Here is a 23,606-nt window from a genome sequence, read left to right as displayed (position 1 = left end):
AATGTAAAAAAATAAAAAAGGCAGATTCTTCTGCCTTTTTTAATCCAGGAATTTTCCCATAAAAGAGCTTATTTTGACTCTTCGGCTTCCGGCAGCGTTACGTTAAGTTCAAGGATGGAGATATCACCATCTTTTTGCTCAAGCTGGACGGTAACCATTTCCGGATCGATTTGTACGTATTTACAAATGACCTCAAGAATATCTTTACGTAACTGCGGTAAATAATGCGGTTCGGCATCGCTACGGCGACGTTCCGCGACAATGATTTGCAACCGCTCTTTTGCAATATTAGCGGTACTCTTTTTCCGCGAGAGAAAAAAATCCAGTAATGCCATAATTTATCCTCCGAACAGGCGTTTGAGGAAACCTTTCTTCTCTTCTTCAATGAAGCGGAAAGGACGTTCTTCTCCCAACAGACGATCTACGGTATCTGCATAGGCTTTACCCGCATCCGCAGTGGCGTCAAGAATCACCGGTTCGCCCTGGTTCGATGCGCGCAGTACGGATTGATCTTCCGGGATCACCCCGACGAGTTTAATACGCAGAATCTCCAGTACATCTTCCATGCTGAGCATGTCGCCTTTATTGACGCGGCCTGGATTGTAGCGCGTCAACAGGAGATGTTCTTTAATCGGTTCTTCGCCATTTTCTGCGCGACGAGATTTCGATGCCAGAATACCCAGAATACGGTCCGAGTCACGGACAGAAGAGACTTCCGGGTTGGTCGTAATGATCGCTTCATCGGCAAAATAGAGCGCCATCAGCGCCCCGGTTTCGATACCCGCCGGCGAGTCGCAAACGATGAACTCAAAGTCCATTGCTTTCAGTGAGTCCAGTACCTTAGCGACGCCTTCGCGCGTTAGCGCGTCTTTATCCCGGGTCTGCGACGCCGGAAGAATGAAGAGATTTTCAGTACGCTTATCTTTGATCAGCGCCTGATTCAGTGTCGCATCGCCCTGAATGACGTTTACAAAATCGTAAACGACACGACGTTCGCACCCCATAATCAGATCGAGGTTACGCAGTCCGATATCAAAATCAATGACGACAGTTTTCTTTCCCTTCTGGGCCAAACCTGTAGCGATGGCCGCGCTGGAGGTGGTCTTGCCAACGCCCCCTTTACCCGAAGTAACAACAATAATGCGTGCCATAAAAATTCCTTGTTAAAAAGGGATCAATTCAACGGTTGAACTGTCAAAGCGTTGTCTGCTAAACGCAGGCGCGCCGCTTTGCCATAAAATTCTGCCGGGATTTTATCACTCAGCCAGTAAACACCTGCGATAGAGACCAGTTCTGCCGTCAGATGGGTACAAAAAATTTGCGCTTCCCGATCGCCGCTCGCCCCTGCCAGCGCGCGACCTCTCATCATGCCATAGACATGGATATTGCCGTCAGCGATAAGTTCTGCGCCAGCGCTGACGTGACTTGTAACAATCAGATCACATTGTGGAGCATAAATGCGCTGACCGGAACGAACCGGAACATCAATTAATCGCGTTTTTGTGATGGGATTAGCGTTTTGCGGCGGCTCGCTGGGCGTTGCCGGCTCAACGGGCGCAGGCCGAACCGCTTTCTCTTTACCTTCAGTCAGTAAAGGAAGACCCATCCGATCGATTTCTACTTTCAGGCTGGCGTCTTTACAGCCGCTCACGCCGATAATGCGTAAGCCGGTTGAGGTCACGATCTTATGCAGTTCCGGCCAGTTTACCGGGCTTTCAAGACCGCTAACGTTAATAACGACAGGGGCGTGTTTTAAAAACGCAGGAGCCTGCGCTATTTTGTCTTCTAACGCCTGACGAATAACCTCTGGTTCCGCTTCATGCAAATGAACCACTGATAAGGTGAAGCTACTGCCTTTAAGCTCGATTGGCGTGTTTGACATCCTGGCCTTACTCAATTTGCTATTTATCATCTCCGATACGGAGTGATATTCCGAAGTCCAGAAGGCATGTTATAGTCAGTATTATATTGAGGCAAGTCACCATCCCGTTAATTCAGAGTAAAAGTATGTTTTGTGTGATCTATAGAAGTAGCAAGCGCGATCAAACCTATTTGTATGTCGAAAAAAAAGACGATTTTTCGCGGGTGCCTGAAGCGTTGATGAAAGGATTCGGTCAGCCGCAGTTAGCGATGATGCTGCCGCTTGATGGACGTAAAAAATTAGTCAATGCCGAGCTCGAAAAAGTAAAACAGGCGTTAAGCGAGCAGGGCTATTATTTACAATTGCCGCCGCCGCCGGAAGATTTGCTGAAACAACATCTTTCTTCGCTGGGACAAAATACGTCGCCCGCTGACCGTTAAACGGTATTCGGCGCCGCGCCTGAATTCCATCATGATCTTAGGGGAAAATATGTATCAACATCGTAACTGGCAAGGCGCCTTGCTTGATTACCCGGTAAGTAAAGTGGTCTGCGTGGGCAGTAATTACGCAAATCACATCAAGGAGATGGGCAGCGCGACGCCGGAAGAACCCGTGCTTTTTATCAAGCCGGAAACCGCATTGTGTGATATTCGCCAGCCGCTGGCGATTCCGGCGGATATGGGCGCTGTTCATCATGAAGTTGAGCTTGCTGTGCTGATTGGCGCAACGCTCCGCCAGGCGACCGAAGATCATGTACGTAAAGCGATAGCCGGTTATGGCGTGGCGCTTGATTTAACCCTGCGCGATATTCAAGGGAAAATGAAAAAGGCCGGACAGCCCTGGGAAAAAGCCAAAGGTTTTGATAACGCATGTCCGATTTCAGGCTTCATCCCTGTCGCGGCCTTCTGCGGCGATCCGCAAAATACGCTTATCGGACTTAACGTTAATGGCGAGGTTCGCCAGCAAGGGTCGACCGCGGATATGATTCATCCTATTGTGCCTCTTATCGCCTATATGAGCCGCTATTTTACGCTCAAAGCCGGGGACGTGGTGCTAACCGGTACGCCGGCAGGCGTGGGGCCATTATTAAGCGGCGATGAGCTGGACATTCGTTTTAATGGCGAAACGTTGTCTACCCGCGTTCTGTAAAATCTGCTTGCCGCCTTCAGCGGCGGTAAAACTTGCATCTGCAGGCCAGACTGGTTATAAGGTGCAGCTTTAGTGCAATGGCGGATACTTTAATGAGCGATACACCTTTCTGGCAACGTAAAACCCTGGATGAAATGACCGATGCCGAGTGGGAGTCGTTGTGCGATGGCTGCGGTCAATGCTGCCTGCATAAGCTGATGGATGAAGATACAGATGAAATCTACTTCACCAACGTGGCGTGCAGGCAATTAAATATCAAAACGTGCCAGTGCCGCCATTATGAGCGCCGTTTTGAATTTGAACCCGACTGTATCAAACTCACTCGCGAAAATTTGCCAGACTTTGAATGGTTGCCGATGACCTGCGCCTACCGTTTGTTGGCGGAAGGTAAGCCCTTGCCGACGTGGCATCCGCTGCTGACTGGATCGAAAGCCGCTATGCATGGCGAGCGAATTTCTGTCCGTCATATCGCGGTTAAAGAATCTGAAGTACGGGACTGGCAGGATCATATTTTAAATAAACCGTCGTGGGCAGAATAAGTCTTCGGCAAAACGGCTGATTGTTTACAATTCTTTAATTTACGCCGGGCGACCCCTGAAATCAGGAATTGCGTGCAAATTCCGTCACCTGGCGTTATCACCGCCTTCTATTCTTCCCTGACGCGCCTTGTCGCTGCGCTCGCGCACGTATGGCGGCGACTCTATACTTTCAAAGCAGTATATCGCTGCCTATCCTGAGGAGTTACCCCATGAATAACCAACCGTTGCGCGTTTCAAAGGATCAGCCCAGGAAGCCTGATAAGACACCCGAAGACGAAGGAAAAAATCCAAAGAAAAACCAAAAGTAGTGCTGTAGGGTATCTTTAATAACTATGGTTCGTTGGAGGCTTTATGTCTGAACGTCCTGATTTAGTCGATCCATTACCAGAGGATGAGCCGCTTCCTGGTGAAAATATTCCGGATACGCCAGAGGGAGACGATCCTCTCGACCCGGATACCCAGAATGAGGTTGAAGATCCTCGTAGATAGCGACTTGTGCTATTAACCAACCGCCTGATGCAGCTCCTGTGCCAGGCGGTTTTTTTGCATCTTTCAAAGTGAAACATCCTGATAACTCTCAGAAAGATAGCCTATAATTTTTTGTACGTTAAAATAGTAGCGCGTCCATGACGACACTGTCTTATTTGCGCTTAGCCGTTTGCGAGTTCAAAGGAGAAAATCAATGAACAGCGAAGAGTTGACACATAAAGCAGAAGAGGAAATCGCGGCACTCATTAGCAAAAAGGTTGCCGAACTACGGAAGAAAACCGGGCAAGAGGTTTCCGAAATAGAGTTCGCGCCGCGAGAAACGATGAAAGGGCTTGAGGGATACCACGTTAAAATTAAACTACTCTAGCGTTTAATTAGCGCCATTAATCACCTGGCTACTGGGCGGGACGCCGCCCAGTGGTGACTGGTTTACCGATGTCAGGCTTTTTTCTGTTGATACATTTCCTCGCCCTGATGGTCTTCCTCTACCCAAAAATGAATGTTGAACCGCGCATCATCGCTCAGCTCTACCCGATGCCAGTATTGCGGCGGACTGGTGGCGAATTGCCCGGCATTAATCACCACTTTCACTTCTGGTTCTGTCGCGGTTTCATTCGCAAAACCATAGTAGGTCACGGTGCCTTCCATCACGCAGAGTTGTCCGAAAACACCTGCCGCTGTGTTGTGATGAGAGAGCAGTGCCGCCGGAACATTCTCTTTGGTGAAAAAGGGGGTAGAGCGTTTAACTTTCCAGTTTGCCGGGATGCGTAAGTGGGACATAAGACATCTCCCTGATGTGGTGATTAAAAGATGCATTTAATATACATCTTTTAATCACTGGCAAACAACGCTTCGGGCAAAAAAAAACGCTCCCGAAGGAGCGTGTGTATCAACGACCGAACAGGTCGCGTTTTTTAGGCTTAAATGCCTGGGCTATGACGACGGCTATCGCCACTACAAGATAAGCGGCAAAGATCCCCAACAGCCATTGCGGCATCTCCAGCGTTAAAAACGACCACTGGCGCTCGGCGCAATCACCGGATGCCACAAACACCTGCGGCAGCAATTTACCCAACGGCAACCAGTCTGGAAAGCGCGCCATAAAGTCACAGGTCATGAACGGCGAGGGATGCAACTGAATCATCGTATGTTCATACGCCAGTTGTAGACCCCGCCAGGCGCTGTAAATCCAGATAACCATTGCCACGTATCGCAGCGGCGTTTTCGGCGCTATTGTGCCAACCAGACCCGCGCCCATCACGCCAAACAGGGCGCAACGTTCGTAAATACATAGCACGCAAGGTTTAAGTAACATGACGTGCTGGAACCACAGCGCCACCATTTCCAGCGCCAGGGCGGTAAACGCCATCAGTAACCATGCGCCCCGACCCCGTGAGCACTGGTTTAAAAATCGCAACATAATAATTTCCCTGCAACATGCGTAGAGACCGCAGTGTAAACCAATTCAATTCGTGCGCCACTAGCGGGAAATGAAATAATGTGTAATTGGATAATTATCAGGCAAAAATCGGAGCCGGGCGGTGTATTGCCCGGCCAAACGTTACGAAAGCGTTGCTAACCATCCTGCCTGAGTCATCCATTCGGTGGCCGGCGCAAGAGTGAATTCGACGCACAGTAGCCCTATCAGGGTCAGTACGATAGTGTACGGTAACGCCATCCAGACCATACGGCCATAGGAGAGACGGATTAACGGCGCCAGCGCGGAGGTCAGCAGGAATAAGAATGCCGCCTGACCATTTGGCGTCGCTACCGATGGCAGGTTAGTACCGGTATTGATGGCCACAGCTAGCAGCTCAAACTGTTTTAAGCTGATTGCGCCGTTTTCCATTGCCGCCTTCGCTTCGTTGATATAAATGGTGCCGACAAAGACGTTATCTGAGATGGAAGACAACAGGCCGTTAAAGAGATAGAACAGCGTTAGCTGCGCGTGTTCAGAGGCTTGCAAGACGAACTGAATAATCGGCGCGAAAAGATGTTGATCGATAATAACCGCCACAATGGAGAAGAAAACGGTTAACAGCGCAGTAAACGGCAGCGACTCGGTAAACGCTTTGCCGATGGCGTGTTCATCGGTTACACCCGTTAACGCGGTGGCCAGAATAATGACCGACAGACCAATCAGTCCCACCTCCGCGAGATGGAGGGCGAGGGCGGTAACCAGCCAGACGCCAATAACCGCCTGGACTATTAGTTTAATTTTATCCTGGCGGGTGCGCTTCTTACGGCTTTGATCGTCGAATTGCTGCAAGACGTCACGGACTTTTTCGGGCAACGTTTCGCCATAGCCAAACCAGCGCATTTTCTCGACCAGCATACAGGTTAACAGTCCACATACCAGTACCGGGACGGTGACAGGCGACATCCGCAAAAAGAAGTCGCCGAAATGCCAGCCAGCCGCTTTAGCGATGATCAGGTTTTGCGGCTCCCCGACCATGGTCATGACGCCGCCCAGCGCCGTCCCCACGCCTGCATGCATCATCAGACTACGCAAGAATCCGCGGAATTGCTCCAGCACCGTTTTGTAATGCGGATCGATATGGCTGTCGTCCAGCATATCGTTCTCTTCGCCGCGCGATGAGGCCACACGATGGTAAATCCCGTAAAAACCGACGGCGACGCTGATCACCACCGCAACGACGGTAAGCGCGTCAAGGAAAGCCGACAAGAACGCGGCGGCGACGCAAAAGGCCAGCGACAGAACCATCTTCGAGCGGATACTGAGTAACAGACGGGTAAAAATAAACAGCAATAACTGCTTCATAAAGTAGATGCCTGCCACCATAAACATCAGCAGCAGCAAGACTTCCAGGTTGGCGGCAACCTCTTCACGTACATGGGCGGCGCTGGTCATGCCGATGATGACGGCTTCAATGGCCAGTAACCCGCCGGGCAGCAGGGGGTAACACTTTAACGCCATCGCCAGGGTGAAGATAAACTCTGCCACCAGCAGCCAACCGGCAACAAAGGGATTAGCTAAGAAAATAAATGGGTTAACAATTAAAAAGACAAGTAGTGCCAGTTTGTACCAGTCGGGCGACTGGCCTAAAAAGTTGCGCCACATGGCGCGACCCCATGAGATCTCCATGAAATTTTTCCTTACCTAGAAAAATGAAATAGCGTTTTTATGTTTAAACACAGAGAGTAGCGAGCGCGACGAATGCAAGCAAGTCCTTAACGATATTGGCAGGCGATATCAGAAATGGTGCCTTGATCCCCTTTTTCTTCATTGCGTCCGCTATCAGGTGTTACGCCCGTCTGGTATGATGAGTACAACTATGTTTTGCTGTGTAATGGAAATCTCACTATGGTCATTAAGGCGCAGAGCCCGGCGGGTTTCGCGGAAGAGTATATTATTGAAAGTATCTGGAATAACCGCTTTCCTCCTGGCACGATCTTACCGGCAGAACGAGAACTCTCCGAACTGATCGGCGTGACGCGCACGACATTACGCGAGGTGTTACAGCGGCTGGCGCGAGATGGCTGGCTGACCATTCAGCATGGCAAACCGACAAAGGTTAATAATTTTTGGGAAACGTCAGGGCTGAATATCCTTGAAACGCTGGCCCGCCTTGATCATGAAAGCGTTCCGCAACTGATCGACAATTTGTTGTCGGTGCGTACCAATATTTCTACTATCTTTATTCGTACCGCATTGCGTCAACACCCGGATAAGGCGCAGGAAGTGCTGGCCACTGCCCACGAAGTGGCCGACCATGCCGATGCATTCGCCGATCTGGACTATAACATCTTTCGTGGTCTGGCATTTGCCTCCGGCAATCCTATTTACGGCTTGATCCTGAACGGCATGAAAGGGTTATACACCCGCATTGGTCGCCACTATTTCGCCAATCCGGAAGCGCGCAGTCTGGCACTGGGTTTCTATCATAAATTATCGTCGTTATGCGAGCAGGGCGCGCACGACCAGGTGTATGAAACGGTGCGACGTTACGGGCATGACAGCGGCGAGATTTGGCATCGGATGCAGAAAAATCTGCCCGGCGATTTAGCGATTCAGGGACGATAATCCCGCGATGCCCGGTAAGCGCAAACACTACCGGGCAGCATCTCGTTTACAGCGTGTTCATGCGCGGCGGACAACGCTCCAGCAGTTCTACGCTGCCATCCTCATTTTGTTGCTCCAGCATCACATCAAAGCCCCATAACCGATGCACATGTTTCAGCACCTCTTTGCGGCCTTTATCCAGCGGCGCGCGGTTATGCGGGATATAACGCAACGTCAGCGATCTGTCGCCGCGTAAATCCACATTCCAGACCTGAATATTCGGCTCCAGGTTGCTCAGGTTATACTGTGACGACAGTTTTGATCGAATCTCCCGATAACCTTCTTCGTTATGAATGGCGGAGATCTCCAGATAATTATGCCTGTCATCATCAAGTACCGTGAAGAAACGGAAATCACGCATCACTTTTGGCGACAGGAACTGACTGATAAAGCTTTCATCTTTAAAATCGCGCATGGCGAAGTGCAGCGTTTCCAGCCAGTCGGAACCGGCAATATCCGGAAACCAGTATTTATCTTCATCCGTGGGCGACTGACAAATACGTTTGATATCCTGGAACATGGCAAAGCCGAGCGCATAGGGGTTAATTCCGCTATACCAGGGGCTATTATAGGGCGGCTGAAATACGACATTGGTATGGCTGTGTAAAAACTCCAGCATAAAGCGTTCCGTCACTTTGCCTTCATCATACAGATGGTTCAGGATGGTGTAGTGCCAGAAGGTCGCCCAGCCCTCGTTCATGACCTGCGTCTGTTTCTGCGGATAAAAATACTGGCTGACTTTACGCACGATGCGCAGAATTTCGCGCTGCCACGGCTCGAGCAACGGGGCGTTTTTCTCCATAAAATAGAGCAGGTTTTCCTGCGGTTCAGCGGGAAAGCGGCGTGCTTCGGCGACAGTTTTTTCTTCCTCGCGTTTTGGCAGCGTGCGCCACAGCATATTCACCTGGCTTTGTAGATACTCTTCCCGGCTTTTTTGTCGCGCTTTCTCTTCCTGCAACGAGATTTTCTGCGGGCGCTTATAGCGATCGACGCCGTAATTCATCAGCGCGTGGCAGGAGTCGAGCAGTTTTTCTACTTCATCCACTCCGTAGCGTTCTTCACAGCGGGTAATGTAATTTCGGGCGAAAATCAGGTAATCGACGATAGAGCTGGCATCCGTCCAGCTCCGGAAGAGATAATTATTTTTAAAAAAGGAGTTGTGTCCGTAACAGGCGTGCGCCATGACCAGCGCCTGCATGGTGATGGTGTTTTCTTCCATCAGGTAGGCAATGCAGGGATTAGAGTTGATCACAATTTCATAAGCCAGTCCTTGTTGACCATGCTTATACAGACGTTCCGTCTCAATGAACTTTTTGCCAAACGACCAGTGCGGATAGTTGATCGGCATCCCGACGCTGGAGTAGGCGTCCATCATCTGTTCGGAAGTGATGACTTCAATTTGGTGCGGGTAAGTATCCAGTTGGTAGAGTTTCGCCACGCGGTCTATCTCTGCCAGATAGACATCCAGCAGATCAAATGTCCAGTCGGGTCCATCGCTCAAACGTGTGGTGTCCTTGTTCATGGAATCAATCGTTGCCATTCGCGCACCCTCATTGTTGGCGACGCTCTCTGTATGGAGCGCCTCCTTTCAAGCATAGAACACCATGTTAAAAAACGACTTGATCGTGAAAACTTTTCTTTGCGATTTCCTCCACATTGAACGGCAAAAAAACGGGTATTGGCATCATTTTATGCTGTATAGCCATGCCGCGTAGCAGGAGATCCCAAACCAGTGGGATCGCTTGTCTTTAGGGTATATGTGAAGCACGTCACCATAAAAAAGTCATATGTTGAATAATATTTTCATCTGGGTTATCAAGATGTAATCAGAAGATTGTTCTTTTACTATTAACGGAGTGGCTATGCGAGTTGTCATCCTGGGGAGTGGCGTAGTTGGCGTGACCAGCGCCTGGTATTTGAGTCAGGCGGGGCATGATGTCACCGTCATCGATCGCGAATCCGGCCCGGCGCAAGAAACCAGCGCGGCGAATGCCGGACAAATTTCACCGGGATATGCGGCGCCCTGGGCGGCCCCTGGCGTACCGCTGAAGGCGATAAAATGGATGTTCCAGCGCCATGCGCCGCTGGCGGTGCGTCTGGATGGCACCCCGTTTCAACTGAAGTGGATGTGGCAAATGCTGCGTAACTGCGATACCCGGCATTATATGGAAAATAAAGGCCGCATGGTGCGTCTGGCGGAATATAGTCGCGACTGCCTGAAAACGCTACGCGCCGCGACCGGTATCGAATATGAAGGCCGCCAGGGGGGAACGCTGCAACTCTTCCGCACCGCGCAACAGTATGAGAACGCCACCCGTGATATCGCCGTGCTGGAAGATGCCGGGGTGCCGTATCAGCTCCTGGAAGCCAGCCGACTGGCGGAAGTTGAACCCGCTCTGGCTGAGGTTGCGCATAAATTAACCGGCGGACTGCGCTTACCGAATGATGAAACCGGGGACTGTCAGCTCTTTACCCAGCGTCTGGCGCGCATGGCGGAGCAGGCGGGCGTAACCTTTCGCTTTAATACTCCCGTGGAAAAATTACTGTACGAAAATGATCAGATTTACGGCGTGAAATGCGCCGATGAGATCATTAAAGCAGATGCGTATGTCATGGCGTTTGGATCGTATTCGACGGCGATGCTTAAAGGCATTGTTGATATCCCGGTGTATCCGCTGAAAGGCTATTCATTAACCATCCCAATCGTCGAGCCAGACGGCGCGCCGGTATCGACGATTCTTGATGAAACCTACAAAATCGCTATTACGCGTTTTGATAAGCGTATTCGCGTGGGGGGAATGGCGGAAATCGTGGGCTTTAATACCGACTTACTGCAACCGCGCCGCGAGACGCTGGAGATGGTTGTGCGCGATCTTTTTCCGCGCGGCGGTCATATTGAGCAGGCCACATTCTGGACCGGCCTGCGCCCCATGACGCCGGACGGCACGCCGGTAGTAGGACGCACCCGTTATAAAAATCTGTGGCTTAATACTGGACACGGCACCTTAGGCTGGACGATGGCCTGCGGTTCAGGCCAGTTGTTAAGCGATATCTTGTCGGGTCGTACGCCAGCGATACCCTACGACGATCTGAGCGTGGCGCGATACCGTTCCGATTTTACGCCCACCCGCCCGCAACGTTTGCATAGCGCGCATAACTGATAAAGGAAGTGAAATGACCCGCCCTATACAGGCCAGCCTTGATTTACAGGTAATGAAACAAAATTTGGCTATTGTGCGCCGGGCGGCCCCAGAGGCGCGCGTCTGGTCGGTAGTGAAAGCCAACGCCTACGGCCACGGTATTGAACGCGTCTGGAGCGCGCTGGGCGCCACAGATGGTTTCGCTATGCTCAACCTTGAAGAGGCGATTACCCTGCGTGAGCGCGGGTGGAAAGGGCCGATATTGATGCTGGAGGGGTTTTTCCATGCGCAAGACCTGGAGGCGTATGACACTTATCGGCTGACCACCTGCATCCACAGTAACTGGCAGTTGAAAGCGCTGCAAAATGCGCGGCTTAACGCGCCGCTGGATATCTATGTCAAAGTCAACAGCGGCATGAACCGACTCGGTTTTCAGCCTGAGCGGGCGCAGACTGTCTGGCAGCAATTGCGGGCAATGCGCAATGTCGGTGAAATGACCCTGATGTCACATTTTGCTCAGGCCGATCATCCGGAAGGTATCGGGGAGGCGATGAGACGTATTGCGCTGGCGACAGAAGGCCTGCAGTGTGCATACTCGTTATCAAATTCGGCAGCGACACTGTGGCATCCCCAGGCGCATTATGACTGGGTCAGGCCGGGCATTATTTTGTACGGCGCGTCGCCGTCAGGACAGTGGCGGGATATTGCCGATACCGGACTAAAACCCGTGATGACGCTGAGTAGCGAAATTATTGGCGTGCAGACGTTGAGCGTGGGTGAAAGGGTAGGCTATGGCGGAAGGTATTCTGTGACTCAGGAACAACGCATTGGCATCGTCGCGGCGGGTTATGCCGATGGCTATCCACGCCATGCGCCGACCGGGACGCCCGTGCTGGTGGACGGTATCCGTACCAGAACAGTAGGCACCGTTTCAATGGATATGCTGGCGGTGGATTTGACGCCGTGTCCGCAGGCGGGAATCGGCACGCCGGTTGAATTATGGGGCAAAGAAATTAAGGTCGATGATGTCGCTTCTGCGGCAGGCACGCTGGGCTATGAGCTACTGTGCGCCGTAGCGCCGCGCGTGCCGTTTGTGACAACGTAACCTAACTCAGGCTAAGGCGTCGACCGGTCCACCGGGGGCGGGTCGACGTTGTCCGGCGACCTTATTCTGCTTCGTCTTCGGCGACGCGTACCCCAATCTTGCGTACCACGTTATCTTCTTTTTCAGCTACCGTCCAAATCATGCCGCCAAACTCCACCTGATCGCCGACGACCGGCGCAGCGCCCAGCAGTTGCTGTATGATTTCACCCAGGGTTTGTTGTTTATCCCGGTATTCCGTTCCTTCTTCCAGCCCGTAGATAAGCGCCACGTCGGCGAATTTCGCATTCGCTTCGAGGATAAAATCCCCAAAGAAACGCTGATCTAACGAAACCGGCGGCGACTGGCTAAACAATTTGCCCAGCGCTGGCAGATCGCGCTCCCGGCCAATCACGCAGAGTACGTCGCCTTCCTGCAGGCGAGTACTGCCCGTGGGGTGAAACAGTTCATTATTGCGAAATAGCGCGGCAATGCGGGTTTCGTTCGGCATATGCAGGTCGCGCAACGCCGCGCCGACGCACCATTTGTCGGCGCTCAACTGATAGATGAATTGCTCCCACGGATTATCAGGATGGATGTCAAGCCCCACGCGCGATACTGGCCAGCCAACCGGAGGCACGACCACTTTGGCTCTTTTCGCCGCCCATGACAGCGATGTTCCCTGCAGGAGCAGCGACACCAGTACCACAAAGAAAGCGACATTAAAGAACAGGCGAGCGTTTTCAAGCCCGGCCATCATCGGGAAAACGGCGAGAATAATCGGCACCGCGCCGCGCAGTCCGACCCAACTGATGAAAATGCGCTCCCGAAGATTGAAGCCGCGAAATGGCAGCAGGCCGGTAAACACCGACAGGGGGCGGGCGAAGAAAATCATCCAGATAGAGAGAATAAGCGCAGGGACGGCAATCGGCCACAGATCGGAAGGCGTCACCAACAGCCCCAGGACCAGGAACATGGCGATCTGCGCCAGCCAGGCTAGTCCGTCAAAGTTTTGCAGGATGCCGTAACGGTTGCGAATCGGGCGGTTTCCTAACAGGAATCCGCACAGATAGACCGCGAGAATGCCGCTGCCTTCAAGCGCGGTCGTCAAAGCAAAAATCAGAATACCGCCGCTGAGCGCCAGCATCGGATACAGGCCGCTGGGCAGAGAAATACGGTTGATCATCTGCTGTAGCAGGTAACCGCCGCCCAGGCCAAAAACAATACCGAGACCGAACTGTTGGATAATATGGATGGCAAACATCCAGTCCAGGCCGGTTTCATGTTTCTGGATCATCTCAATTAATGTAATGGTCAGAAAAACGGCCATCGGGTCGTTACTTCCCGATTCGATCTCCAGCGTGGAGCCTACACGTTCGTTTAGCCCTTTGCCGCCAAGCAGAGAAAAGACCGCTGCGGCGTCAGTGGAACCGACTATCGCGCCGATAAGCAGACCTTCGATAAGATCCAGATGAAACAGCCAGGCGGCCATCATACCTGTTAACCCCGACGTGATCAGCACGCCGAGCGTCGCCAGCGACAGCGCGGGGCCCAGCGCTACCCGGAAAGAGCTGGCCTGGGTGCGCATGCCGCCATCGAGTAAAATAATCGCCAGCGCCAGGTTACTGACCATATAAGCGAAAGGATAATTATCGAAAGGAATACCGCCAATGCCATCCACACCCGCTAACATCCCAATGGCGAGGAAAATGACCAGAATCGGGATACCCAGTCGCGATGAGAATGAACTTAACAGGATACTGCTGGTTACAAGGATGGAACCTAAAATAAATAGACTAATAATTGTTGCAGCATCCAACGTTTTATATCTCCTGACTCACACGACTTCGTATTATTTAACATTAACATAATAACGGCCAGGGCAGCGTTTTACTTAGCCTGTCGGGGACTTTTTTTACAATTGCAGCGTAGGATGACCAGATAAAGTGAGTTGAGTCCCCTGGCGCGTATTTTTAAGCGTCGCGTTTGCCCCGATAGGGAGCGTTACCGTACGCTGTTCATGCCCGAAGTCGAGACCGGTAATCAGCGGAACGGACAGACGGGAACGTAAAAACGCGTAGACGCTCTCCAGAGAATAGCCGGCGTCATACTCGTTGGGCGCCGCGCCGCTAAAGCTGCCGAGAACGATGGCGCTCTGGCGGTTTAAAATTCCGGCGTACTCCAGTTGCAAAAGCATACGCTCCACCCGGAAAGGATGCTCATTGACATCTTCCAGCACTAAAATTCCTTTATCGATAGTCGGCATCCAGGGCGTACCGATAAGGGAAATCAACATCGCCAGATTTCCGCCCCATAAGGTGCCCTGTACGTCGCACTGAGGGCCGTCGCCTTGCCACTCTACGGTAAATTGCGCCTTGCGTAGCGCCAGCCAGAAATGTTGCTCGGTGAACGTATTCAGCGTTTCGGCGCCAAAATTTGCCGCCAGCATAGGACCGCTAAAGGTGATGACATTGGCCTGCGCCAGGAGTCCAGCCTGAATCGCCGTAAAATCGCTATGACCGCAAATCAGTAAGGGATCGCGCTGTTGCCGGGAGGCGAGCGCCTGCCAGTCGATACGATCCAGCAAGCGGCTGGCGCCATAGCCGCCGCGAACCGGCATGACGATCGTATCCGGCGAAGTTAGCGAGGCCAGCGAATTAACATCGGCCAGCCGTTCCGCGTCCGTACCGGCAAAACGCTGATAGCGGCGACGAATCACCTCGTCATTCTCCACCTGATGACCCGCGTCAGTCAGGCGCTGAACGCCGCGGAACGCGGCCTGTTGGTTAATACAGTAGCCCGAGGGGGCGATTAAATGAAACAGAGACATGGTAATTCCTTGCTGACAATAGAATGCAAATGTATATCATGCCGCATATATTAGGCGATGTCCCTCGTTGTGCGACGTTTCTGGATGCGCACCTGGGAGGCAACCTAAGTGCCTGGCCGGGGCGGTATGACCTCTTCGGCAGATAAGTTACGGCTATAAGGATAGATGACGTGAAATTAAGATGGTTTGCTTTTTTGGTAGTAATACTGGCTGGCTGTAGCTCAAAACAGGATTACAGGAATCCGCCGTGGAATGCCGAAGTGCCTGTAAAGCGTGCGATGCAGTGGATGCCCATCAGTGAAAAAGCCGGGGCGGCATGGGGGGTTGATCCGCATTTAATCACCGCGATTATCGCCATTGAATCCGGCGGCAACCCTAACGCGGTCAGTAAATCCAATGCGATTGGCCTGATGCAGTTAAAGGCGTCGACCTCCGGGCGCGACGTTTACCGTCGCATGGGCTGGCGTGGCGAACCGACCACCAGCGAGCTGAAAAACCCTGAGCGTAACATCTCAATGGGCGCGGCGTATCTGAGCATTCTGGAAAATGGGCCGCTGGCCGGCATCAAAGATCCGCAGGTGATGCAATATGCGCTGGTCGTCTCTTATGCTAACGGCGCAGGCGCGTTATTGCGTACTTTTTCATCCGACAGGAAGAAGGCGATAGAAAAAATTAACGATCTGGATGCGGACGAGTTTTTTGAACATGTTGTTGATAATCATCCCGCGCCGCAGGCGCCGCGCTATATCTGGAAGCTTCAGCAGGCGCTGGACGCCATGTAGTTTAGCGTGAAGATTATTCTCGCACTTTATTCGCTCTTTCTCGGGCCTCGCGCTCAAGCGAAAAAATAATCCGCTGCAACTCCCGCTCCACCGCCGGGCTAACGTTAAGGAAACGAAAGCTCAGGCGGGGAGTGGTGATCGTTTCATTTTTCCCATCAATCACCTTACGCTCGCTGATGGAGATAAGCTGGGCGTCAACGTGAAAAATCCCCCATGGCCCCATGTTCAGTTCAACCTGCGAAAAGCGTGCGCCTTCGATTAGTCCGTCGGGGATGGCGGATTCCAGTAGCGCGCCCATGCCGCCCAGGGAAAGATCAAACAGGCGAAAACGTAACGTACGGGTGTCCGGTAGCGTGGTGACGCCGTAATAAGGCGGATACAGCGGCGCGCCAATACGAAAATACTCCCGGCGCTGGACAAACCACAGTGACGACGGCAGGGGCGTGATAAAGGCCGGCAGCCGCTGATATTCACCTGTAACGAGTTGCGGTAACGTGAACTCGACTTTTGCGCCCTGCGTTTCTGCGATAATGGCTACCTGCCCGGCACGTAATACGGCGCTATTTTCGTATTCCTGGCTGCCGTAATCTACGATGAGTTTTTCCGGGTCTACCGCCAAAATTTTACTGATGAATTGACCATGCGCCCATGAAATACGCAGTGGAACCTGATTTTTATTTAAATCCCGTAGCACGCCTAATATCGCTAATGGATTTTTTTTCAGGAACTGCTCATTGTAACCACTCACACGAAATAACCCCTGATACGCAGACTATCGTTGGGTTATCGGCATCGGTAGAAAGAACTTAATAGCGATAAATAAATTTTTATGTCCGCGAGATAAATCAGTGTTCAGAAATGCGACGCTCGACTTTGCCTATACTTAAAGCGTTTTTACTGGAAAGAGGGTTTGCAAATGGGAATTATCGCCTGGATTGTTTTTGGTTTGATTGCCGGCGTTATCGCCAAATTGCTTATGCCGGGGCGCGATGGTGGGGGATTTATCCTGACCTGTATTCTCGGTATCGTCGGGGCGGTCGTTGGCGGATGGCTGGCGACGATGTTTGGTATTGGCGGCAGTATCAGCGGCTTTAATCTGCACAGTTTCCTGGTCGCCGTGGTGGGCGCGATTGTGGTGCTGGTGATTTTCCGCCTTCTGCGACGCGGCTAACCGCTGCAAAACGTTTAAGCGTTGACCCGGTCAGCGCCGGGTCAACCTACTATAAACACGCGTTACTGTGTCGCTGCAGACGGCGTTTTTGTCGGCGTTGCGCTTAACGATGCCGGACGAGTAGACGGTACGCTATCGCACGGTTTTTCCTGCGGACAAATCAGATCGAGCATTTTCAGCGTCACGCCGTTGGTCCAGCCAAAGCCGTCCTGAAGGGGATATTCGCCGCCGCCACCGCCGGTTCCGGTACTGCTGACGTCATATTTTTCGACCAGTTTTTTCTCGCGATCGTAGGTGTGCTGCACATTGGTTAAAAAGCGCCAGGTGACTTCCATTGCCACGTCATCCTGCCCATAATTTTGCAATCCTTCGGCAGCGACCCATTGTAACGGCGCCCAGCCGTTTGGCGCATCCCATTGCTGTCCGCTTTTAACCGAGGTGGTAGCCAGCCCGCCAGGCTGTAGCAGATGCGCCTGGGCCGCCGCCGCCACTTTCGCGGCGCGATCTTTCGCGGCGGCGTTTACATAGAGCGGGAACAGCGCGGCAGCGGTGAGTTGGTCACGGATTTTATTGTTCTGCAGATCGTAGTCGGCATACCAACCCTCTTTGTTATTCCACAGATGCATTTCAATGGCTTTTTGCCGTGCGTTGGCCAGCGTGTCATATTGCGAGGCTTTGGCCCGATCGCCCGCCGCAGCGCTGGCGCGGGCGAGGGTTTTCTCCAGCTGATACAGCAGAGCGTTAAGATCGACAGGGACAATCGTGGTGGTACGAATGGTATTGAGCTGCTGCGGATTATCCATCCAGCGGGAGCTGAAATCCCAGCCGGAGGCGGCGGCAGAGCGGAGGTCCCGATAGATCTCCGTTGCCGGGCGGTTGGGGTTGCTTTTGGCGGTAGCGATATCTTCAACCCAGGATTCAGGGCGGGGCGTATCCCGATCGTCCCAGTAGCGGTTGAGAACGCTACCGTCTTCCAGTTTGACGACGCGTTGGTTTTGTTGCCCTGGCTGCAATGTCTCAACGCCCTCCATCCAGTAGGCGTACTCTTTTTGCAGTTGCGGCAGGTATTCTTTCAGCGCATCGTCACCTTCATGTTGCGCCAGTAACTCAACCATAAACGCAAAGAAAGGCGGCTGCGAACGACTCAGGTAGTAGGTACGGTTGCCGTTAGGAATATGCCCCCAGGCGTCAATTTCGTAACCAAAGTTCGCCACCATATCCGCCACTTTATCCCAGTGCCCGCTTTCCGCCAGCCCCAGCATCGTAAAGTAGCTGTCCCAGTAGTAAATCTCTCTGAATCGCCCACCCGGCACGACATAGGATTCAGGCAACGGCAAGAGCGAGTCCCACTTTTCGACGTTTTTAGTTGAACGGGTCAGCACCGGCCACAGACCATCAATATGTTCACGCAATGACTGCCCGGCAGGCGGGACATATTTTTCACCCGCTTTCGGCAGGGTGAAGTTAACATCAACAAAATGACGCAAATCGAAGCCGGACTGGTTCCGCTGCATACGATAATCCGCAAGAATCATGAGCGGATCGCTATTAGGTATGGCGTCAGCAAAGGTTTTCTGATCGGGGAAGAGTTTTGCATTCTGGACATCATTAAAAAGCGGGCCAAGCAAAATATCCGGCGGCTGCGGAGTTTCAGTGTCGGAAGACGGGTCTGCGGCAGTCGCCGAAAACGATGCAAACGTCAGCAGCGTCCCTGCCAGCGCCAGTTTTATGGCTTTCTGCAGTAGAACAGAACGGCGAATCTCTGGGGGTATCATCAAGTTATCTCCTTAGCGGTGAGCCAAAGCCAACGGCATTTACCATGACAAAACCTTAGTCTACGATGACCAGATACGCGTGATTGAACCGCTATTTTGCGAACAAACAGACATTTTATTGAGACAGAATTTATCGGCGCGCGCGTGGAAAACGGGGGATACAGACAAAAAATCCACGCCGGGACGTGGATTTTAGCGTAATGATTTGTCGCCTTAACCCGGATAGATACCGCGATCTTTACGGGCCAACAGAATGCGCTCACAGGCGACAATATAGGCTGCGGTGCGCAGAGAGCAGGATTTCTCAGTCGCTTTCTCCCAGACATGGACGATAGCGTCGGTCATGATTTTGTCCATGCGCGCGTTGATCTCTTCTTCGCTCCAGAAGAAGCTGGCCATATCTTGTACCCATTCGAAGTAGCTGACGGTTACGCCGCCTGCGTTACAGACCACGTCAGGCACCACAAGGATACCACGGCTGGCCAGAACATCATCAGCATCCGGATAGGTCGGGCCGTTAGCCCCTTCCAGCACCAGCTTACACGTCAGGGCTTCCGCGCGCTGACGAGTTATCTGGCCTTCAAGCGCCGCCGGGATCAGAATATCCATCTCCAGACGCCAGAACGCATCGCTGGCGATAGTTTCCGCGCCCGGGAAACCGGCTATCTGTTTGTGTTCTGTCTGCCATGCCGTGAGCGCCTTCATGTCAATACCGGTGGCGTTAAACAGCGTTGCGGTATGATCCTGAATCGCCACGACACGGGCGCCAGCGCCTGCAAACAGACGCGCGGCTTCGCTGCCGACGTTACCAAAACCCTGAACCGCAACGCGAGCGCCTTCAACGGCGATATTCGCCCGACGCGCGGCTTCCAGCCCGCTGACGAAAACGCCGCGTCCCGTCGCTTTTTCACGGCCCAGCGAACCGCCAAGATGGATAGGCTTACCGGTGACGACGCCAGTGACCGTCGTGCCATGATTCATGGAATACGTATCCATCATCCAGGCCATCACTTTACCGTTGGTGCCGACATCCGGCGCAGGAATATCTTTCTGCGGCCCGATGATAATGCCGATCTCGCTGGTATAGCGGCGGGTCAAACGCTCCAGTTCACCTTCCGACAGCGAGAACGGATCGACGCGGATGCCGCCTTTGGCGCCGCCGTATGGCAGGTTCAGCGCGGCACATTTGATGGTCATCCATGCTGACAGGGCCATCACTTCATTGAGATCAACGTCAGGATGGTAGCGAACACCGCCTTTACCCGGACCTCGGGAGAGGTTGTGCTGCACGCGATATCCTTCGAAATGACGAATAGTGCCATCATCCATTTGTACCGGAATATCGACGATCAGAGCGCGTTTTGGGTGGCGCAGAGTATCCACCCAGGGGGATAACTCGCCCAGATAAGGGGCCACACGCTCGATTTGTTGCAGGTAGGTATTCCAGGCAGATGTGCTGCTATCTGAAGCGTAAGATAACTTATCCATGATAAACCTTAGTGATAAAAGTAATATGTTCTTTAATTGACCGTGGTACATAGTAGATCACACCATGTAGCGATAAATTTAACACTTTTTTAAACAATTAACTCAGATCAAAAATGGCAGGCAGTTGGATTTTCGTTATGATTTTGGATGGGAAGTGGTTAACTATCCGATATAAGAGGTGATATATCGCTAACTATGCAATTAATTGCTTAAATATGCGTAATATGTGCAAGGCGGCTATTTGTCATAATTATGACGCACCTCTAAAAGTAAACATTATGATAACGACATGTATCAATGTTATGTCGTCCTGTCGGCGGGGAAACGTCTTCACCAGGCGCGTAAAAAGATAAAAATAACCGGAGTCAGACAGCGCTGACCCCGGTTTACCTCTTTATTGTTGACGCGACTCAAGCCACACCAGCACCAGCGTCGACAGTGAGCACATCAGCAGAATGCCGACAAACCACAGTAAATACCACATCGCTCCCGCTCCCTAATAAAGTTCATGATCGTTGCGGCGAAGGGTCTCCAGGTTGATACGCCCCAACATTTTGTAATAGCTCCATAGCGTATAGAGCAGTACGATCGGCAGAAAAATCAGCACAATCACCAGCATGATTTCGAGCGTCATCTGGCTGGAGGTGCTGTCCCACACCGTCAGGCTGGAGAGAGGACTAACACTCGACGGCATCACAAAAGGAAATAGCGTTATGCCGGCGGTAAAGATGACGCAGGCCTGGGTCAGGGAAGCGAACAGAAATCCACGAATAGTCTGACCGCGAAGGCAGGCATAGAAAGCCAGAATCGGCAGGATCATACCGAGCAACGGGATGATGAGCAGTAGCGGCGAGCGTATAAAGTGGTTCATCCATGCGCCAGGGAGTATCGCCACGCCTTTTAAGAGCGGGTTGGAAGGGCCGTTGGCATCTTGCGTGAGTAAGACAAAGCCATCAACGCCGGCCCACAGCCAGTAACCGGCCAGCAGGAAGCAGATCACGATCAGCAGCGCGCTGTGGCGGGTGGCCGATAGAGCCCGTTGACGAATAACGCCCTCCGTTTTCAACTGTAACCAGACGCCTCCTTGCATAATCACCAACGACAGACTCAATAATCCACACAGTAGGGCAAAGGGCGAGAGTAACTGCCAGAAGGTGCCAAAATAGTCAACATGAAGCTGCGGCGTGAAGGCAAACGGCACGCCTAAAAACAGGTTGCCGAACGCGATGCCGAATACGACTGGGGGCACCAGGCTGCCGATAACCAGCCCGGTATCCCACAGCGCGCGCCAGCGGGCATTGGCGATTTTACCCCGATAATCAAAGGCCAGCGGGCGAAAGAAGAGGGCACACAGCACCAGGATCATCGCCACATAAAAACCGGAAAACGCGGCGGCATAGACCCGTGGCCAGGCGGCGAATAATGCCCCGCCCGCGAGAATCAACCATACCTGGTTTCCTTCCCAGTGGGCGCCCACGCTATTGATCAATACCCGGCGTTCGTCATCATTGCGCGCTATCAGCGGGAGCAGGCAACCGACACCCATATCGAACCCGTCAGTTACCATAAATGCTACCAGGATGACGCCGATCAGCAGCCACCAAATGAACCGCAACGTTTCATAATCCAACATGATTGTCTCCTTTATCCCTGTTGTTGCGCTTGTTGTTGATGTTGCATGGCGCTTGGCCCAAGACGCGCGTACTTCTGCATCAGATAGACTTCCGCGATTAAAAACAGGGTGTAAAGTCCGAGGATAAGCCCCATTGAGAAGGCCAACTGGCCCGGCGTTAGCGCGGAGTGAGCGTACCAGGTCGGCAGAATGTCCTGAATCGCCCAGGGCTGACGGCCAAACTCCGTCATAAACCAACCGGCTTCAATGGCAATCCACGGTAACGGCAGGCTCCAGAGCGTCATACGCAATACCCAGCGATGCTGGTCGATACGCATTCGCAGCGTCTGTATCAACGCAATCAACATCACCACTAACAGCAGCGAACCGCAGCCGACCATAATACGGAAACTCCAGAACACCGGCGCCACCTGAGGAATAGCGCCACGCTGGGCCGCACGATACTGCTCCGGCGTCACATGGTTCATATCCGGGGCATATTTCGCCAGCAGAATGCCGTACCCCAGATCGCCCTCAACGGCGTGAAACGCATTCAGTACCTGCGGCGAGCGATTGCCTTGCGATATCTCCTGCATGAGCAGCCAGGCCTCCCGGCCACGCTTCAGGCGCGGCAGAGTGTCGTCCATTAGGTTTTTTAACCCCGGAACCGGCGTATCCAGCGAATGGGTGGCCAGAATACCCAGCAGAGCAGGGATCTTCACGGCAAATGCATTACGCTCCTGTTCCTGCTGCGGCCAGGCAATCAGATGAAACGGCGCGGGCGCGGGTTCGGTTTGCCATTCGCCTTCCATCGCCGCCAGTTTCACCGGCTGAATTTGGGCGACTTCGTAGGCCGAACTGTCCCCCAGTTGCAGGGTTCCCAGAATGGCCAGGGTGCCGAATACTGAGCCGATAGCAAACGAGCGCAAGGCCACCTCACGCTCGCGGCCACGTAGCAGATACCAGGCGCTGATGGACATAATAAACATGGCGCCGGTGACATAACCGGACATGACGGTATGGACGAATTTCACCTGGCTCACCGGGTTAAAGACCAGATCGCTGAAGCTGCTCATTTCCATCCGTAATGTATCGATGTTGAAATGAGCGCCGGTAGGATACTGCATCCAGCCATTGGCATTCAGAATCCATAATGCTGAAATATTGGAGCCGAAGGCCACCAGCCAGGTGACCAGCAGGTGTTGGTATTTATTCAGCCGCTGCCAGCCGAAAAAGAACAGGCCGACAAAAGTGGATTCGAGAAAGAAGGCCAGTAACGCTTCCATCGCCAGCGGCGCGCCGAAAATATCGCCCACATAGTTGGAATAGAGCGACCAGTTAGTCCCGAACTGAAACTCCATGGTCAGGCCGGTAGCCACACCGAGAGCAAAATTGATCCCGAAGAGCTTGCCCCAGAAACGCGTCATATCGCGGTAGACGGTTTTCCCCGTCACCACATAGATCGTCTCCATGACGGCCAGCAAAAAAATCAGCCCAAGCGTAAGAGGAACAAATAAAAAGTGATACAGCGCGGTCAGCGCAAACTGCCAGCGCGATAAGTCAATGACATCCCACATGCTAACTCCTGTAGGCAGAAAGAGAGTA

The 23,606-nt window shown here is 52.6% G+C and carries 25 protein-coding genes; 10 read left to right on the top strand and 15 right to left on the bottom strand.

The annotated features are described in order from the left end of the window. Positions 1-68 precede the first annotated feature (68 nt). Genes minE through minC form a run of 3 tightly spaced genes read right to left on the bottom strand, consistent with a single transcriptional unit; the run spans position 69 to position 1,882 of the window. Positions 69-335 carry a cell division topological specificity factor MinE gene (minE, locus tag ACLD3P_RS06585; RefSeq protein ID WP_001185666.1) on the bottom strand — a complete coding sequence of 89 codons (267 nt, stop codon included), beginning with the start codon at positions 333-335 and terminating at the stop codon, positions 69-71. Between the two features lie 3 nt (positions 336-338). Then, positions 339-1,151, bottom strand: a complete 813-nt coding sequence (minD, locus tag ACLD3P_RS06580) for a septum site-determining protein MinD (protein ID WP_000101047.1) — start codon at positions 1,149-1,151, stop codon at positions 339-341. Between the two features lie 23 nt (positions 1,152-1,174). Beyond that, complete coding sequence (gene minC, locus ACLD3P_RS06575) at positions 1,175-1,882, bottom strand: septum site-determining protein MinC (protein ID WP_000072527.1); 708 nt, start codon at positions 1,880-1,882, stop codon at positions 1,175-1,177. A 125-nt stretch (positions 1,883-2,007) separates the two neighbouring features. Between minC and ACLD3P_RS06570 the strand changes: the two genes are divergently transcribed. The 5 genes from ACLD3P_RS06570 to ACLD3P_RS06550 all read left to right on the top strand — a co-directional run bounded on the left by ACLD3P_RS06570 (position 2,008) and on the right by ACLD3P_RS06550 (position 4,405). Next, on the top strand, positions 2,008-2,301 hold the full coding sequence (locus ACLD3P_RS06570) for a YcgL domain-containing protein (RefSeq protein WP_023201420.1): 294 nt from the start codon (positions 2,008-2,010) through the stop codon (positions 2,299-2,301). 49 nt (positions 2,302-2,350) lie between these two features. Beyond that, positions 2,351-3,010, top strand: a complete 660-nt coding sequence (locus ACLD3P_RS06565; RefSeq protein WP_023196939.1) for a fumarylacetoacetate hydrolase family protein — start codon at positions 2,351-2,353, stop codon at positions 3,008-3,010. A gap of 92 nt (positions 3,011-3,102) precedes the next feature. After that, positions 3,103-3,549 carry a YcgN family cysteine cluster protein gene (locus ACLD3P_RS06560; protein WP_001285703.1) on the top strand — a complete coding sequence of 149 codons (447 nt, stop codon included), beginning with the start codon at positions 3,103-3,105 and terminating at the stop codon, positions 3,547-3,549. 351 nt (positions 3,550-3,900) lie between these two features. Beyond that, entirely contained in the window at positions 3,901-4,038 is a 138-nt protein-coding gene (locus ACLD3P_RS06555; protein WP_001519337.1) for a hypothetical protein, read from the top strand. Positions 4,039-4,231: 193 nt separating this feature from the next. Then, positions 4,232-4,405, top strand: a complete 174-nt coding sequence (locus tag ACLD3P_RS06550; RefSeq protein WP_001083582.1) for a GnsA/GnsB family addiction module toxin — start codon at positions 4,232-4,234, stop codon at positions 4,403-4,405. Between the two features lie 71 nt (positions 4,406-4,476). On the opposite strand, the gene ACLD3P_RS06545 is transcribed toward ACLD3P_RS06550, so the two are convergent. The 3 genes from ACLD3P_RS06545 to nhaB all read right to left on the bottom strand — a co-directional run bounded on the left by ACLD3P_RS06545 (position 4,477) and on the right by nhaB (position 7,144). Further along, entirely contained in the window at positions 4,477-4,818 is a 342-nt protein-coding gene (locus tag ACLD3P_RS06545; RefSeq protein ID WP_000018967.1) for a DUF1971 domain-containing protein, read from the bottom strand. A 109-nt stretch (positions 4,819-4,927) separates the two neighbouring features. Beyond that, entirely contained in the window at positions 4,928-5,458 is a 531-nt protein-coding gene (gene dsbB, locus ACLD3P_RS06540; protein WP_411006463.1) for a disulfide bond formation protein DsbB, read from the bottom strand. 141 nt (positions 5,459-5,599) lie between these two features. Further along, a complete protein-coding gene (gene nhaB / locus ACLD3P_RS06535) occupies positions 5,600-7,144 on the bottom strand; it encodes a Na(+)/H(+) antiporter NhaB (protein WP_000406446.1) in 1,545 nt (514 codons plus the stop codon). A gap of 219 nt (positions 7,145-7,363) precedes the next feature. On the opposite strand from nhaB, the gene fadR reads away from it, so the two are divergent. Beyond that, positions 7,364-8,083, top strand: coding sequence for a fatty acid metabolism transcriptional regulator FadR (gene fadR / locus ACLD3P_RS06530; RefSeq protein WP_000234826.1), 720 nt, complete (start codon positions 7,364-7,366; stop codon positions 8,081-8,083). A 46-nt stretch (positions 8,084-8,129) separates the two neighbouring features. Here the strand turns inward: fadR and ACLD3P_RS06525 are convergent, their stop codons facing one another. Next, positions 8,130-9,662 (bottom strand): SpoVR family protein, encoded by a 1,533-nt coding sequence (locus ACLD3P_RS06525; RefSeq protein WP_000190832.1) that lies wholly within the window; start codon positions 9,660-9,662, stop codon positions 8,130-8,132. Positions 9,663-9,984: 322 nt separating this feature from the next. Between ACLD3P_RS06525 and ACLD3P_RS06520 the strand changes: the two genes are divergently transcribed. Further along, the gene (locus ACLD3P_RS06520) at positions 9,985-11,283 is read left to right on the top strand and encodes a D-amino acid dehydrogenase (RefSeq protein WP_001266935.1); all 1,299 of its coding nucleotides are present in this window, start codon (positions 9,985-9,987) and stop codon (positions 11,281-11,283) included. A gap of 13 nt (positions 11,284-11,296) precedes the next feature. Then, positions 11,297-12,367: a catabolic alanine racemase DadX gene (dadX, locus tag ACLD3P_RS06515; protein WP_000197906.1), complete on the top strand. Its 1,071-nt coding sequence runs from the start codon at positions 11,297-11,299 to the stop codon at positions 12,365-12,367. A gap of 61 nt (positions 12,368-12,428) precedes the next feature. Here dadX and ACLD3P_RS06510 read toward each other — a convergent pair whose 3' ends face one another. Next, positions 12,429-14,162 (bottom strand): potassium/proton antiporter, encoded by a 1,734-nt coding sequence (locus ACLD3P_RS06510; protein WP_000338372.1) that lies wholly within the window; start codon positions 14,160-14,162, stop codon positions 12,429-12,431. Between the two features lie 96 nt (positions 14,163-14,258). Beyond that, positions 14,259-15,173, bottom strand: a complete 915-nt coding sequence (gene ldcA / locus ACLD3P_RS06505; protein ID WP_080108490.1) for a muramoyltetrapeptide carboxypeptidase — start codon at positions 15,171-15,173, stop codon at positions 14,259-14,261. Positions 15,174-15,343: 170 nt separating this feature from the next. Between ldcA and emtA the strand changes: the two genes are divergently transcribed. After that, positions 15,344-15,955, top strand: a complete 612-nt coding sequence (emtA, locus tag ACLD3P_RS06500; protein WP_000776974.1) for a membrane-bound lytic murein transglycosylase EmtA — start codon at positions 15,344-15,346, stop codon at positions 15,953-15,955. Positions 15,956-15,968: 13 nt separating this feature from the next. On the opposite strand, the gene ycgR is transcribed toward emtA, so the two are convergent. Beyond that, positions 15,969-16,703, bottom strand: coding sequence for a flagellar brake protein YcgR (gene ycgR, locus ACLD3P_RS06495; protein WP_000017415.1), 735 nt, complete (start codon positions 16,701-16,703; stop codon positions 15,969-15,971). 168 nt (positions 16,704-16,871) lie between these two features. Here ycgR and ACLD3P_RS06490 point away from each other — a divergent pair, with 168 nt between their 5' ends. Beyond that, entirely contained in the window at positions 16,872-17,126 is a 255-nt protein-coding gene (locus ACLD3P_RS06490) for a GlsB/YeaQ/YmgE family stress response membrane protein (protein ID WP_000511323.1), read from the top strand. A gap of 62 nt (positions 17,127-17,188) precedes the next feature. Here the strand turns inward: ACLD3P_RS06490 and ACLD3P_RS06485 are convergent, their stop codons facing one another. From ACLD3P_RS06485 to appC, 5 genes are all read right to left on the bottom strand, one after another. Beyond that, a complete protein-coding gene (locus ACLD3P_RS06485; protein WP_131046291.1) occupies positions 17,189-18,901 on the bottom strand; it encodes an alpha,alpha-trehalase in 1,713 nt (570 codons plus the stop codon). 213 nt (positions 18,902-19,114) lie between these two features. After that, the gene (locus ACLD3P_RS06480) at positions 19,115-20,389 is read right to left on the bottom strand and encodes a Glu/Leu/Phe/Val family dehydrogenase (protein WP_001519734.1); all 1,275 of its coding nucleotides are present in this window, start codon (positions 20,387-20,389) and stop codon (positions 19,115-19,117) included. A gap of 394 nt (positions 20,390-20,783) precedes the next feature. After that, positions 20,784-20,873: a cytochrome bd-II oxidase subunit CbdX gene (gene cbdX, locus ACLD3P_RS06475; protein WP_000270306.1), complete on the bottom strand. Its 90-nt coding sequence runs from the start codon at positions 20,871-20,873 to the stop codon at positions 20,784-20,786. A 12-nt stretch (positions 20,874-20,885) separates the two neighbouring features. Continuing rightward, entirely contained in the window at positions 20,886-22,022 is a 1,137-nt protein-coding gene (appB, locus tag ACLD3P_RS06470) for a cytochrome d ubiquinol oxidase subunit II (protein WP_000888110.1), read from the bottom strand. An 11-nt stretch (positions 22,023-22,033) separates the two neighbouring features. Next, positions 22,034-23,578, bottom strand: a complete 1,545-nt coding sequence (gene appC, locus ACLD3P_RS06465; RefSeq protein WP_114047112.1) for a cytochrome bd-II oxidase subunit 1 — start codon at positions 23,576-23,578, stop codon at positions 22,034-22,036. Positions 23,579-23,606: the final 28 nt, after the last annotated feature.

The organism is Salmonella sp. 741265073_HBA, from assembly GCF_046569105.1.
GTDB classification, from domain to species: Bacteria; Pseudomonadota; Gammaproteobacteria; order Enterobacterales; family Enterobacteriaceae; genus Salmonella; species Salmonella enterica.
Note: the sequence above shows the minus strand (reverse complement) of the source record. Positions and strands in the feature narration are given on the sequence as shown.